This window comes from Vibrio sp. MACH09 (assembly GCF_033238805.1).
Classification (GTDB): Bacteria; Pseudomonadota; Gammaproteobacteria; order Enterobacterales; family Vibrionaceae; genus Vibrio.
This window is the reverse complement of the sequence record NZ_BSFZ01000001.1, coordinates 1,596,178-1,610,293: the sequence shown is the minus strand read 5'-3', so window position 1 is coordinate 1,610,293 and position 14,116 is coordinate 1,596,178. Positions and strand designations below refer to the sequence as shown.

Annotated in this window: 15 protein-coding genes and 1 tRNA gene; 6 read left to right on the top strand and 10 right to left on the bottom strand. The window is 39.5% G+C overall.

Going from position 1 to position 14,116, the window contains the following annotated elements; genetic code table 11:
• Positions 1–67 precede the first annotated feature (67 nt).
• Positions 68–271: a CPXCG motif-containing cysteine-rich protein gene (locus CHJ_RS07150; protein WP_317917297.1), complete on the top strand. Its 204-nt coding sequence runs from the start codon at positions 68–70 to the stop codon at positions 269–271.
• On the opposite strand, the gene CHJ_RS07145 is transcribed toward CHJ_RS07150, so the two are convergent.
• The gene (locus tag CHJ_RS07145; protein WP_317917296.1) at positions 265–873 is read right to left on the bottom strand and encodes a riboflavin synthase subunit alpha; all 609 of its coding nucleotides are present in this window, start codon (positions 871–873) and stop codon (positions 265–267) included. The two genes, CHJ_RS07150 and CHJ_RS07145, sit on opposite strands and share 7 nt — an antisense overlap.
• A gap of 88 nt (positions 874–961) precedes the next feature.
• On the opposite strand from CHJ_RS07145, the gene CHJ_RS07140 reads away from it, so the two are divergent.
• From CHJ_RS07140 to CHJ_RS07130, 3 genes are all read left to right on the top strand, one after another.
• A complete protein-coding gene (locus CHJ_RS07140; RefSeq protein ID WP_317917295.1) occupies positions 962–2,332 on the top strand; it encodes an MATE family efflux transporter in 1,371 nt (456 codons plus the stop codon).
• Between the two features lie 263 nt (positions 2,333–2,595).
• Complete coding sequence (locus CHJ_RS07135; protein ID WP_171755272.1) at positions 2,596–3,537, top strand: M23 family metallopeptidase; 942 nt, start codon at positions 2,596–2,598, stop codon at positions 3,535–3,537.
• Positions 3,447–3,884 (top strand): polymer-forming cytoskeletal protein, encoded by a 438-nt coding sequence (locus tag CHJ_RS07130; RefSeq protein WP_171755273.1) that lies wholly within the window; start codon positions 3,447–3,449, stop codon positions 3,882–3,884. Before CHJ_RS07135 ends, CHJ_RS07130 begins: the two co-directional genes overlap by 91 nt.
• A gap of 116 nt (positions 3,885–4,000) precedes the next feature.
• Here the strand turns inward: CHJ_RS07130 and CHJ_RS07125 are convergent, their stop codons facing one another.
• Positions 4,001–4,852 (bottom strand): DNA ligase, encoded by an 852-nt coding sequence (locus CHJ_RS07125; protein WP_317917294.1) that lies wholly within the window; start codon positions 4,850–4,852, stop codon positions 4,001–4,003.
• A gap of 325 nt (positions 4,853–5,177) precedes the next feature.
• Between CHJ_RS07125 and CHJ_RS07120 the strand changes: the two genes are divergently transcribed.
• Positions 5,178–5,254 (top strand) — tRNA-Val (locus tag CHJ_RS07120).
• A 496-nt stretch (positions 5,255–5,750) separates the two neighbouring features.
• Here CHJ_RS07120 and CHJ_RS07115 read toward each other — a convergent pair.
• The 6 genes from CHJ_RS07115 to CHJ_RS07090 all read right to left on the bottom strand — a co-directional run bounded on the left by CHJ_RS07115 (position 5,751) and on the right by CHJ_RS07090 (position 12,423).
• Positions 5,751–6,590, bottom strand: coding sequence for an energy-coupling factor transporter transmembrane component T family protein (locus CHJ_RS07115; RefSeq protein WP_317917293.1), 840 nt, complete (start codon positions 6,588–6,590; stop codon positions 5,751–5,753).
• Positions 6,587–8,281: an ABC transporter ATP-binding protein gene (locus CHJ_RS07110; RefSeq protein ID WP_317917292.1), complete on the bottom strand. Its 1,695-nt coding sequence runs from the start codon at positions 8,279–8,281 to the stop codon at positions 6,587–6,589. The genes CHJ_RS07115 and CHJ_RS07110 overlap by 4 nt, the downstream gene beginning before the upstream one ends.
• Before the next feature lie 5 nt (positions 8,282–8,286).
• Positions 8,287–8,835, bottom strand: a complete 549-nt coding sequence (locus CHJ_RS07105; RefSeq protein ID WP_317917291.1) for an ECF-type riboflavin transporter substrate-binding protein — start codon at positions 8,833–8,835, stop codon at positions 8,287–8,289.
• A 160-nt stretch (positions 8,836–8,995) separates the two neighbouring features.
• Positions 8,996–10,225 (bottom strand): sensor domain-containing diguanylate cyclase, encoded by a 1,230-nt coding sequence (locus CHJ_RS07100; protein WP_317917290.1) that lies wholly within the window; start codon positions 10,223–10,225, stop codon positions 8,996–8,998.
• A 175-nt stretch (positions 10,226–10,400) separates the two neighbouring features.
• Complete coding sequence (locus CHJ_RS07095) at positions 10,401–10,823, bottom strand: DUF3859 domain-containing protein (RefSeq protein ID WP_171755064.1); 423 nt, start codon at positions 10,821–10,823, stop codon at positions 10,401–10,403.
• An 82-nt stretch (positions 10,824–10,905) separates the two neighbouring features.
• Positions 10,906–12,423, bottom strand: a complete 1,518-nt coding sequence (locus CHJ_RS07090; RefSeq protein WP_171755065.1) for a DUF3612 domain-containing protein — start codon at positions 12,421–12,423, stop codon at positions 10,906–10,908.
• A 161-nt stretch (positions 12,424–12,584) separates the two neighbouring features.
• On the opposite strand from CHJ_RS07090, the gene CHJ_RS07085 reads away from it, so the two are divergent.
• Positions 12,585–13,154, top strand: a complete 570-nt coding sequence (locus CHJ_RS07085) for a hypothetical protein (RefSeq protein ID WP_317918094.1) — start codon at positions 12,585–12,587, stop codon at positions 13,152–13,154.
• Between the two features lie 85 nt (positions 13,155–13,239).
• Here the strand turns inward: CHJ_RS07085 and CHJ_RS07080 are convergent, their stop codons facing one another.
• On the bottom strand, positions 13,240–13,437 hold the full coding sequence (locus CHJ_RS07080; RefSeq protein WP_317917289.1) for a hypothetical protein: 198 nt from the start codon (positions 13,435–13,437) through the stop codon (positions 13,240–13,242).
• Positions 13,438–13,517: 80 nt separating this feature from the next.
• Entirely contained in the window at positions 13,518–14,027 is a 510-nt protein-coding gene (locus CHJ_RS07075; RefSeq protein WP_171755068.1) for a YgjP-like metallopeptidase domain-containing protein, read from the bottom strand.
• Positions 14,028–14,116: the final 89 nt, after the last annotated feature.

Genomic DNA, 14,116 nt, shown 5'->3' with positions numbered 1-14,116 from the left:
ACTTGTTCAGATGCAAATGGCTTGTAAATAGAATGCGATATCACTATTTAGCAATAGGGCGTCACAAATGAAAGCATTTTCTCAACAACAGTATCTTTGCCCACACTGTGGTCACTCTATCGAAATTACGTTAGATTCTTCGAGAGGCAGCCAAGACTTTTATGACGACTGCCCTGCTTGTTGTCGAGCGATACACTTAGATATGCGAGTTGATAACATTCATAATAGCGTACTGCTTTTAGTCGATGCCGATGACGAAAACTATTATTGAGTCGCCGCAAGCACTCGTTCTACAGTATCCACGATAACTTGAGTTTGAGGGTCAAACTCAATATTCACACTGTCACCAACCGCTCTTTGTCCAAACAGCGTTCTATTGAGTGTTTCAGGGATCAAGTGAACACAAAAAGCACTATCGGTGACATCCCCAATAGTCAATGAACAGCCGTCAATACCAATGTATCCCTTCTTCACCACATATTTAATAACATCTTTAGGTAAGGAAAACCAAAGAGTACAGTTGTTATCTGTCATCACTTTTCGTTCAATCGTAGACATAAGTGAAATATGCCCAGACATACTATGCCCGCCAATTTCATCACCAAAACGTGCCGCTCTTTCATAATTGACCTTGTCATTTTCATTGAGTAACCCAAGGTTCGTCACCTTAAGCGTCTCCTGCATAAGGTCAAACGACACCAAGCAATTATCAATAGCGGTTACGGTTAAACAACAACCATTATGAGCAATGGATGCACCGGCTTTTAAGTCAGCAATCGCCTCTTTCGGCAACTCTATAATGTGTGTACGAAAATCTTGCTTTTTAACAATTTTTACTACTTTTGCTGTTCCTTGAACGATTCCTGTAAACATTGAAAAATCCTCATATTTTAATGGTGCTAATAGTGACATTTCTTTATTATGCACCCAAGATATTATTCACATTTTTTAGGAGATGTTTGTGCATCGTTACCAAAAAGAGGCAAAACAGCTTATCCAACTAGCAACACCTGTTCTAATCGCTTCTGTCGCACAAACGGGAATGGGCTTTGTTGACACCATCATGGCTGGAGGTGTTAGTGCCACAGATATGGCTGCTGTGGCGGTAGCCGCAAGTATTTGGAACCCAGTGATCTTATTTGGTGCCGGATTACTAATGGCGTTAGTACCTGTTGTTGCCCAATTAAATGGAGCCGGAAAAACAGAAAAAGTCCCTTATGAAATATCTCAGGGATTCTGGTTATCACTATTTTTAACACTGCCAATTCTAGCGATACTATTTCAGACACAGATCATTCTCGGTTGGATGGAAATAGAACCCGAGTTGAGCAGAAAAACAACAGGCTACATGGACGCCATTATGTGGTCGGTTCCTGCGTTTTTGCTCTATCAAACCCTAAGAAGTTTCACTGACGGAATGGCGGTAACAAAGCCAGCCATGATCATCGGATTTATAGGTCTTGTCGCGAACGTGCCATTAAACTGGATGTTTGTATACGGAAAACTAGGCGCACCGGCACTAGGTGCTATCGGCTGTGGTGTCGCAACAGCCATTGTTTATTGGTTAATGTTTGTATCAATGCTGATTTATATATTGATCTCTTCTCGGCTTAAGCAAGTAGCAATCTTCTCTCGCTTTTTTTGGCCTAGTAACCAGTCTCAAATAAGACTACTTAAATTAGGCCTCCCCGTTGCCTTGGCACTATTTTTCGAAATAACCCTTTTTGCAGTCGTCGCTTTACTTGTAGCGCCTTTAGGCTCCATCACTGTTGCCGCTCATCAGGTTGCCATTAATTTCTCATCCATGGTGTTTATGCTACCAATGAGCATCGGTGTAGCGGTGAGTATTCGAGTGGGTCAAAAGCTAGGTGAAGAGAATATTGAAGGAGCAAAAATTGCGTCACATGTTGCTATTATTGTCGGTATTGTCTCTGCAATAACTACTGGCATCGCAACCATCTTATTTAGAGAACCCATCACACAACTTTATACATCAAACCCGGAAGTTATCGCAATTTCAGTTCAGCTATTACTTATTGCCGCGATTTACCAAATTACAGACGCATTTCAAGTAATCGCAGGCGGAGCACTGCGCGGTTACAAAGATATGAAGGCAATATTTCTCTGTACATTTATAGCCTACTGGATTCTAGGTTTGCCTACTGGCTATGCGTTAGGTTTAACTGATTGGATTATCAGCCGAATTGGTGTATATGGTTTTTGGGTTGGTTTTATCGTTGGATTAAGCAGTGCAGCAGTAATGCTTGGATTCCGTTTAAGGTGGATGCATAGACAAGATGACCAAACCCAACTGGAGTTTGCTTCACGATAAGTAAATTCTTACATATTACTCACATTTTTATAAAAAACCTTTACTTAGCTTAACAGGAAGCCGTTAGCTATAGGTTTATTCAATAAAAACAATGACATATATTTGTAAATAGAATATTATCGAAAATCATGAGCTATTCACAAAACTAAACATTCTTTGTGTGATTTTTCTGTAAAAAGTTAATTACAGTGTCAACAAGGATAGCCGAGCGGCGTGAATCGTTCTAAAATCCCACACTAGTTTTGTTTTAAGAGTCTATATCCATGCCCAATAGTTTAGCTGTTACCGTTTCTGGAGTAAAAGGAACCAGCCACTTTAAACTCAGCCGCAGAAGCGTTACACGTATCAAACTATTGATGCTCATACTTGTTGTTACTGTATTTGTAGTAACAACTACGGTTCTAAAACTTGTCGATGAGGTTCAAGTATCGAAGCAGCAGCAAGCTCTGCTTGAAAATCAATCTTCAGACCTCACTACTCAATTAGAACAGTATCAGGATCTTAAACAGCAGTTAGAGAGCGATATTTCTAGCAAAGAAGACCAATTATTATCTGTGTCATCCCGACTTGAAGAGATTGAAGAGTATTTAGGTGGCGAAAAACTCGAACTAGACATGGACTCAAGATTAGATCTCGCCGCCATTAATACCGCGGTAAGATTAGCTCTTTTACAAAAAATTCCTAATGGAGCACCAGTAAAGATAGGAAGGCGCTCCTCTAAATATGGAATGAGAACACACCCTGTGACTAAGAAAAGAACAATGCATCGAGGGTTAGATTTTGCTGTAAATACAGGTACAGCAATATATTCTCCCGCAGATGGCGTTATTGAAGTAACAAGAAAAAGTGACAAGGGTTCAGGAAATTTTATAAGAATCTCGCACTCATTTGGAATTACTTCATCATACTCACATATGAAGTCGTTCAAAGTTAAATCCGGACAGTTTGTAAAAAAAGGAGATCTGATTGGTTATTCTGGAAACAGCGGATTAACATCAGGGCCTCACTTACACTACGAAATCAGATTTGTAGGTCGTTCAATGAACCCATCCAACTTTGTGGATTGGAATATAGATAACTTTGAATCCTTATTTGAAAATCAGAAGGGAATACAATGGGACTTTTTGATAAAAAGCGTGGAACAACAAGTAAGCATGGCGCTCCAACTATCATCGCCGAAGGAGCTCGTATCGGTGGAGAACTGACTCTTGCAAGTAATATCCAAGTAGATGGTATTATTTTAGGGACAATACGAACCGAATATGATGTAACAATTAGCCCGACTGGATATGTTAAAGGTACCATATATGCCAATAACGCTAAGATTAATGGCAATTTTGAAGGAGATATATTCGCAACGAATATTGATATCCTCAACAATGGCAACCTGAAAGGAAATATCACTTGCTCTGAATTTACCATCGAAAAAGGTGGCATATTCTTAGGGACATCTGAAACAGTAACAACTGACGAAGTTATCGCCCTATCAGACAATAAAGATAAACCCGTCAGCATAGAGCAGAAAAAAGCTGAGGCTATTGAGCAGAAATAACGCTTATCAATAGCTCGCCTACCGATAATTATACAGTAATGAGTGCAGAACCTTTGAGTTCGGCACTCATTAATCTATCTGCCACCTTAAGTTAATTAAAAATCACCATACTTTGGCTATTGCTTAACTCTAAGTAATCGCGCAAATCTAGGTATACCCGTGTGAGTAAAACCATTGAACTGATAAGTAATTATCTCACCTACTACAGGAGGTTGTTTGCGTTGCTTGTCCGTTAAGCCCGCACCAATATAAAACTGTACCCCATCACCATTTTGTACTAATAATGCTCCTGTCTGCCCCAGATACTTGCCTTTGCCAGCTTTATAACCGATAACGACCGCTTCCGCATCTTGATGTTTTTTCAACTTCAATAAAGTGTTGGAGCGCCCTTTAGCATAACTCGCTTTAGGATCACGTAATATGATGCCTTCAGCATGATTTGACGTTAGCTGAAGCAGTTCATTTTCAACTTGCTCCTTTGACTTCACGGGACGCTGTTCCACGACGTCTATATGCGCAACAGCAAGATCAATCACCAGTTTCTGTAACCACGCATATCGTTGCCGATAAGACAAAGAAGAGTTCGGTGTATCAAATAACATGAAACGAATGTGCTTCCAACCCGCATCCACTGGAATGCTTTTTAACACGGTAGTTTGTACTAATTGAAACTCTCCTCTTCCAGCCCAGAGTTCACCCTCTAAAACATAATTCGGCAGCATATTTGTAAACCAAGCTGGCGCAATAATTTTATTCCCCTTACGCGTCAACAACTGACTTCCGGTCCAAACTGCTCTTATTCCATCAAGTTTTTCACTAAACCAATACCCTTCAATATGTTGATGATTCTGATATTCATTAGCTTGCGCTAGCTTAGCTTCAAAATTTGTTGATGCATCTGTAGGTATGACTCCAAAAGCGATCTGGACAGTGATAGCAATCATAGATAGTTTTATTACTCTGCTCATCTTTTACCTCAAGGCAATTAAATGAGCGCAATTATGAGAATAAGCTGTAATTAAGGTAAAACTCTTAATGGCGTTGATGCGGCAAACTCCAAATAGTTTTAATGGAAAAAAGAGATTATTTGCGTAATCAAGAGACTGAGCTCAAACATCAGTGAGTGCTTTTTCGCCAAAATGACGATTATTACGTCAAACAGTTCAAAAACATAGAAAAATACTTGCACCGAATACGGTGAATCGATAATATCTACCTCGTTCCAAATCGATACTGAACTGACAATAGCAACAGCAAAGGTTAGTTTAAAATTTATATCGAAAAGGACGAAATGCTCGCTTAGCTCAGTTGGTTAGAGTACTTGCATGACATGCAAGGTGTCACTGGTTCGAGTCCAGTAGCGAGCACCAAATTTAGAAAAGGCCTGCTTTTAAGCAGGCCTTTTTGCATTTCAAACATCGTCATTATCATTCATATTGTAGCTGCACTCACTAACCAGTTGCTCTATCCCCTCTTCCATCATCTGACTGATTAAAATCTATTTTTCAAGTTGACCAATAAAGGTTATGAGTCATAAAAAGATGTGGAGTGAACAGCCAGTGCCCTACCCGCTATTTCTACACAAACACATACTCAAGTCACCTCAAGGTGTTTATCCAGCGAGAATTTATTGGCTTATGATCTAAGCACTGATTTGAAGGTAATAGCATCGTCATGATACGGCAAGAATCAGTAACACAGCGCTGGATCTCATCAACATGCCCATTTCTGCGTCAGATAACCTTAAAAGGGAATTCCTTCGATTATCTTCCTTGAACTGAACCTGTTGATGCTGCTCTGAATCCTAATCCTTGAGATCATTAAAGTTTAATCTCTATTTAACGGACGATGGCTCCATTACGTTTTTCAAAATGGATACCAGAATAATTGCGACTCCAGCACTCTTTTAGCAATCGCAGCGACCACCACCACAGCTATTACACTAAGGCAAACAAGATCCTTCTTGCTGATAGGTTTAGCACTATACCAAGTTCTAGAACTATGGCGGCCAAATCCTCTAAGAGTCATCGCGTTTGAGATCTCATCAGCCCTCTCTAAGCTAGAGAAAATTAAAGGGCCAAGAATCTTAGAGACATTTTTCATTCGTGTAAATAACGGTGTTTCTTTAGAGATCTCAACACCTCTTGCCTGTTGAGCATGCATTATATTGACAAAATCTGATTTTATTTCCGGCAAATACCTCAATGTCAAACTAACTGCGTATGCTATTTTGTAAGGTATACCTAAGCGATTCAAACTTGCTGCAAATTCAGTAGGATGGGTAGTAAAAACAAACACTAACGCAATAGGAAACATACTAAAATATTTTAGCGTTACGGTAGAAAGATAAAAGAGTGTTTCTACTGTAATCGAGTATTGCCCGGGCAAAGTTAATAGTAGGGTTTCACTTCCAATCAACTCCACACCTTGTTGAGGAGCAAGCAAAAACATAAATAGAGCATTAAGTACTAGCACTGAACCAGTTGCAATAAGTAAAGGTTTATACACTCTAAAAGGCACAGCCGTCATTCGTAGTAAATACAAACCTAGACATATCAATGTCGTAATAAATCTAATATCAAATGTGGTGAGCACGACGGTTACCCAAGCCAAAAATAACACGAACTTGGTAATACCATTTAAAGAATGTAACGGTGAACCCGTATCGATGTAACTTATTCCAAACGCTATTTTTGAAGACTTCATGCGACCAACCCTTCGTTTGAAATAAAGTGTTGCATGAATCCATCAGTGTCATCAATTTCAAATGCTTTCGCCAACTGATATAGACTGGTTGTCGCCAAATTCGCTTTATCCAATAAAGCAGGTTCACTAAACACTTCTGTCATTGGGGCATCTTGAATCAATTTGCTGTCCGACAAAACAATCGAACGCGTTGTATATTCAAGAACTAAGTGCATATCATGAGAAATAATCACAACAGTTATGCCTAATGTTTTATTCAACTTACCAATAAAAGAGAGCATGGAGGTATAATTGCGATAGTCTTGACCTGCTGTAGGTTCATCAAGAATCAATAACTCCGGTTCCATAACAAGAATAGAGGCTATTGTTACACGTTTTTTTTGACCATAACTCAACGCTTCTATAGGCCAATTTCGGTATTTTTTTAAACCACACAGTTCTAAAACAGAGAGCACTTTCTCTGAAATCACATTTTCGTCTACGCCTCGATTTCTCAGTCCAAATGCAATCTCATCGAAAATCATATGATGGGAAATCATATGATTTGGGTTCTGCATAACAACGCCAACCTTTTTACTGCGCTCAAAAATAGATAGATCTGCCAAATTATCACCTTGAAGCTCAATCACCCCCTCATCAGGTTGTAAGACCCCCATGATTAACTTGGTAATAGTGGATTTCCCTGAACCATTTTTTCCCAAAATAGAGAGGAATTCACCTTTGTTTATATCAAAGCTAACCTTGTCTAAAGCATTTTTTTCACCATCATAAGAATAACTTAACTGGCGAATGGACATTAGTGGAGCACTGATATTTTTCGGATTCTTTCTCTCCAAACACTGGAACCAAGCTTGGACATCTTCCTTGTAACCATCCAAAGTCATTGTAGATAATCGTGATGGATTATGTTCAGCAGAGACAACACAACCTGCCGCCTTCAAGGCAGAAAGATATAAAGGCTCTCTGATTCCATACTGACTTAATAGAGGCGAAGCGAGCAAATTGTCTGGTGTTGTATCGGCGACAATTTCTCCATTATCCATAAGAATAACCCGATCAACATGGCGATAAAGTACATCTTCTAATCTGTGCTCGATAATGATGACGGTTTTATTATGTTGTTGGTGTAATTGATCAATAATATCTATGGTTTTCTTACTGGTTTTTGGGTCTAACGCAGCAAGAGGCTCATCGAACAACAAAATATCAACGTCATCGACCAAAATCCCGGCAAGAGAGACCCGTTGCTTTTGTCCACCAGACAGCTCTTGTGGAGAACGAGCAAGCATAGTGCTTAACCCGACAAGGTCAGCTGTCGACTTTACCAGTGGGTACATCTCAATAGTTGGGGTCAGCTGGTTCTCCAATGCAAATGCAATATCTTCACCAATACTTAAGCCAACAAATTGACTATCCGTGTCTTGCAGTACAGTACCAACTTGTTCGGTGTAGTGATGAAGAGCAAACGAAGAAGTATCTCTGTCATTTATCAGTAGCTTTCCAGAGATCTCACCCTTGATAGCATGAGGAATTAAACCATTTAAGCATTGTCCTAATGTAGACTTTCCACTACCACTCGCTCCAACAATCAAGACCTTTTCACCGGCCTCGATTGTTAAATTGATGTTTTTTAATGTAGGTTTGTCTAAGGAGTGATACTGAAACGAAAAATCAGTAAACGTGATTGTCATTCTATTTATTCTTCGCTTAAGTTACTGCTCTGCTGATTTCTTTTTGCAACAGATTTAAGAATAAAGTAACCCACAATAGCAATTAAGACCGTGTTACCTGCTGCAATAATTGTTAACTGAGTAAAGACTTTGGTAAAAGGTTCTGCGTATAAAACGGTATCTAGGAAAGCAGAACAGCCATAGCCAACCACATTACCAACCAGAGCTAAAACAACAAAAAGAACGTAATCTTTCGAGTTAAACACCCCTTCGCCAAGACGACCTTTTGTGAGCTTAGGAAACAAACCAATAACCAAACCAACAACACCAGAGCCTAGAACCCAGGTAAACCACACACCCCAACCCGCAAACAGGTCAGTCACCCAGTGACCTATAAATCCAACCAGAAACCCGACTATAGGCCCAAAAAGTACTGAGAATAGGGCAAGGACCGCCATAGCAGGTTTTAGGGTCGTATTGGCAAACACTGGGATACCAAACATAGGTAATCCACCAATACCATAGAGTGCCGCACCAATAGCGATAACGACAACCGTTTTAGCAGTAAGATTCATACAATTCCTTAATTTTTCTTTGAAGCAATAAATAGCAATAACTTATTGATTATTCGTTGCTTTGATTCATTCTGTAGAATTATAGCCTAACCAAGACAATTAATAAATCTAGACGTCTAGACGTACCCGAATTATTTACTATTTGCCAAAATATTATTTGCTAAAAACGAACACAGTTTTTGCCTGATGATTTTGCTTGGTAAAGGCAATCGTCTGCTTGGCGTATTAATTGGTCTATGCTGATATGTTTCACGTTATCGCTAAAACTCAAGCCAATGCTTACGGTGGCATTAAAATAATTCTGCTCAGCGGTAAATTTTATTTTATGGAATGAATGACAAATAGAGTTAGCGAGTTGATGAGTGTGATCTATAGTACTGTTTGGAATAAAGACGATGAACTCTTCTCCTCCCCATCGACCTGCAATGCCTACATCATCAGTAATAGATTTTAGAATAGAAGCGAAAGTGCCAATAACGTTGTCACCGACTAAATGCCCATGCTTATCGTTGATAACCTTAAAATCATCAATATCAATCAACATACAACACATGTTATTGGCGCTAGTTTGGTTCTCTTTGAGCCATTCAAAAACAGAAAATCGATTTAACAGGTTGGTTAACTGGTCGTGACTTGCTCTATAGGCCAGCTCTTTTTCCATTTCGACTTTGTCAGTGACGTCTTCTAACACTACTTGAATCGCCAGTTCCCCATCCCATTCGATCAAATTATCATAAACATTAAAATAACGTTTCGTTCCGTCATAACAGATATTGGCGAAAATATTACTTTCATTTTCAACGATCAAGCCTTGCATTTTTGCCCGATTTCTCTCTACCGCAATCTCTTGATTGCAAGGCTCAACAATATTCAAAACCGAGTCTTGTCGTAAAACAAATTCTTTTGACTCTGCTCGCATCATTTTTACCCATGCATCATTGAGCATCAACGGTTTAAAATTGCGATGGACCAAAATTCCTTGACCCGATTGCGTCACTAAACGCTTATATTTCAGATCATTCTCTCTTAGTCGTCTATTAGCTTCTTCAACTAAAGATAGGTCCATAACCGTCACCTGCAGCGCTGGTTTCCCCTTCCACTCAATCAAATGATCAATAGCAAAAACGGTAAACTCTCTACCGTTCTTATCAATGTTGGTAAAGGTATGTCCGTGAGGAACTTTGTTTCCATGGACAATGTCTCGATAGTTTTGTTTCGCAATGCTATGAAGCGAAGGATCAATCAGATCTAAAAATGTGTCGATTTGAGTAAGAAGTTCTTCAGGAGAGCGGTAACCAAAAATTCTGGCATAGTTGTAATCAACGTGCACTGCATTCATGTCTTGAATAACAATTACACCATATGTGGAGTCTATATTTAGCTCAGACATGCATAACCTTGATTGAAATAAATTTGGAGATTTTATTATTTTATCTGTTTAGATATCCATGATATCAACAGGGCTCCTTAGTGACATCAAGATTTCCAGTAGAATATGATCTAAACTGACATATATATGGTAAATAATCGTTTGTTTTATTTTTTAGCTCATTTAATGAACTAAGTTAAAACCCTCTACGTTTCCAGAACTCACCTTCATCACGTGCAAAGAGCTCAAAGGTTTTTTCTGCAACCACTTTTCCATTCAACTCAACGGTCATTCGCCAAGGGCCAATTTTATTTTCAACTGGCAGCCAAATTGTATCCCCTAAATAGAAATCCCAGTCATTACTATTGATATGCTCTTCCCCATCAAATGGTTCAAGGACGTCGCCATCTTCTGTCGTAATACTGGGATGATAAATACAGTATTGAATTTTTTGCCCTTTTGCTTTCTTAATGTTGATAATAAAACCAAACTCAATATCAACTTCAGCAGGAACACGTACCGTAAACTCTTGTATCTTCGGTAGCTGCTTTGATTTTGAGTCCCACGTAGAGTAAATACCGTAAGACGTCATTTCTATTATTGAAGAACGTTTAGCCATGTCTGTTTACCAGATAAAATTTGGCGCTAGTATATCCTCACCTCAGGCAGACAAACAGTCAATTACGATAATTCTTGTCAAATTATCCTTTGCAATTATTCGCATAACAGCTTGGTTTACGTGGGCAAACAGCTCCACGAGAACATATTAGTCGAGCTGGCGATTCAATCCCTCTTTCAACCCAGTTGATATTTAAAATACGTGAAACAGTAGAAAGATCTTTCTTAATATGACGAGGAATCATAACTTCTCCTCCCCCTTCCACACACAACTCCTTCAATTCCGAAGCAATTGAAATAGCATCTCCACCTTGAGCTTCTATTGCTGGATTAAGATCCAAACCGGCACATAACACACGACTGTTTTGAGCTGGGTCGACTACGTTGACCGATTCACAACAGTAAAGACGAGGTTCATCATTGACATCTAATATCGAAAGTTGAGCACAGGTACCGTCTCTTGATTCTGACAACATTCTAAATACTGACCAATGTTGGCACGGGTCATCTACCAGTCGCATGTTCCCCCAAGGAAGCGGTATGCCATTTCCTCGATAAACCGCTTTAAGTTTTCCTGGTGCATAGGCATCAAAATAGTGCCAGTGAGGGTAAGGAGAAACCACTGTCATTCTCCTCATCGCAACCGATGGGGAAACCCCTATACTCTTATGAACATCCACTTCGTAACCGTGTCTATCGAGCAGTTGCCTAAACGGTACTTTAGGACACAACAAAGCTCCGGCAAAAAAGCTCGATTCAAAATCACGCCATGCATGCAGTATATCTTGTGGGTTAATCGGCGATCCCTGAGAAACACTATCATCTGCACGCCAAGAGTGATTTCCAATAGTGAGAACACTTTTCAATCCTTCTTTGTTATGTAGAACGCAGTGCCCGATATAAACGGCTAAGTCATACTTTAGACGTGTCGGATACTGTTTTAGAAGGTTGTTGAGATAAATGTTTCCCGGCGGTTCAAAGTAGGAGGTGACCAGCTGACGGCTAACCATACCCAATTCGTCCATCACCTCTGTCGGTGTCGAATCAACCCAATAGACATTCAATCCTTGTGCTTTCGCTAAGTCGAGCATGTCTTCAGCAGTAAGAGCCAGACGTTTTAAACCAATCTCTTCTGCAGCCCGTTCTAGATCAGGAAAATGGTTTTGATGGTGTTCTTGATAGGCGCGAATAAGAAGCTGAGCAAACTGTCTGCCATTAACTCCCGTTTGAGATAACAGCTCAGGAATCGCGATTTGTAGCATCTCGTTAGAAAACAGAAAACTTGGCTCTAAAGGAATACCACTAATCCCCCCTTTTCTGCCTTTATTTGGTGTAATGTCTTGTGATTCAGGCTCATCGTCTAAAAACCATGTAGCGCTCTTTTGAAACACCTTAGCAATAACGTCAAGCATATCCGCGCTAGGAACACGCTTTCCTCTTTCGATCATAGAAAGATAAGAAACAGATGGAGAGTTTTCAGGGTCAATGCGAACACAACGCGCAGACAAATCCTCCATGGTTAGATGGTTACGCTTTCTAAGGTTTCTGATTTTTGTACCTAAAAAGTGCGACTTTCTTACTAAGCTCTGAGTTTGTCTCATATTGTAAAATTCACATTGTAAAATTTTTGTTGTGAAATTGTAGTAAAAAATTGGTTACTCTACAAACTAAGCAAGCAAACAAATCTGACCAGTTATTAAATATGAGATTTCATGCAGTGCTTGTTCAAACATTTAATGGATTAAATCAAGAGGGCGACACCATGAATATGCCAGCAAACATCAGCACAAATAGTCACAATCAACGCGGTTCTTTTATTGCTGAAGCGGTCTTCGCCGTGGAGTCATTAAAAGATCAACAAGCTAAAGAAAAACAAGTCAAAGCGAAGCAACTTCTTGATACCTTGTTCCCTCTAGATTCGGATTCTCACTCAAATGTAACAAGCTACATTTTAAATGGTCGCCACTTAATGGCCTTTTTTGCCAAAGGCAAACACTGTGGCCTCGCTAAGGCAGGCCAGTTTGTTGCCTATACCGGTCACAGAGATTACCCAGACTCCATATTGCTAAGAGGCAAAGATGGCAGCCATATTGAAGTCAGTTTCAAGCAGGGAAGCAACCAGGGTAACTGCAAAGCCGTAGAAATATCAGACATACAACTGGAAACTTGCGCCACCTTTAATCACGGTAGCTCGGAGCAGCCATCAGAAACGATGAGACACTGGATTAGCCTACTGAAAAGCGACCAGAATGGACAACCGAGAGCTAAATCAGACGATAAAGATTTTACCGCAAAAAATGGCGAGAATTACTTATTAACCTGCTGGTTCTAACGTTAAGGTTCTATTAACTCCTCACGTATATCTTGCAGTCATTCGTTGCTTCTTTATACGCGAAACGACTATGCAATATCGCCATCTACTTCTTTTTAGCCTGTTTTCGCTTAGAAGATTTAGATGGCCGCTTGGTTTTCTTAACACCCTGAATATTTTTATATTCGTGTATAAGTACCCGAATAAAAAGCAGCGCGGCAATAACAGCAATAAGTACAAAAGTAATGTTAATAACATCGCACACCGATTGCGGTTCACATGGCATATATATTTCTATCTGCATAGGTCCCACTATAGTTCAAGGTAGCATGTCATTATCACGAAGTATGAGCTCGGTGATGCAACACTGGCTCAATAAACGTACTAAACTGATTTTCTCTCTTTCAACTGTAAGTAAATCATGTAGAGCCGAGCATCAAACTCAAGCTGGTGATAATCTGCTTCCATATGACAGCAGAGTGAATAAAACCCTTTGTTATGCTCTTTTTCTTTTAAATGCGCCAACTCATGCACAATCAACATTCTCAGTAGTGGTTCTGGCGCATCTTTGAAAGCTTTTGCAATCCGTATTTCATTTTTGGCCTTCAATTTCCCGCCATGATTTCGAGAAACAAAGGTATGCAGTCCTAGCGCATTGTTAATAACATGAATTTTTCCATCATAAACCACTTTATGTACACTAACACTCTTCTTAAGATACTGATTTTTAATAGTTGTTGCGTAATTAAACAGTGCTTTCTCACTTTTGATCTGGTGCCGTTCTGGGTAGCGAGAATCAAACCAATCAACAAAACGTTCCGATTTTATTAACGACTCAACCTGATTCACTATAGAGTCAGGGTAACCTTGAATGGTAGAAAGTAACGACGACATATTTGCTCTATTTATCTCACAATATTTGCTTAAAACAGACATTGTATGTTTCAATTTGGCTTGATTCTAGAGTTGATGTATAAAAGAGC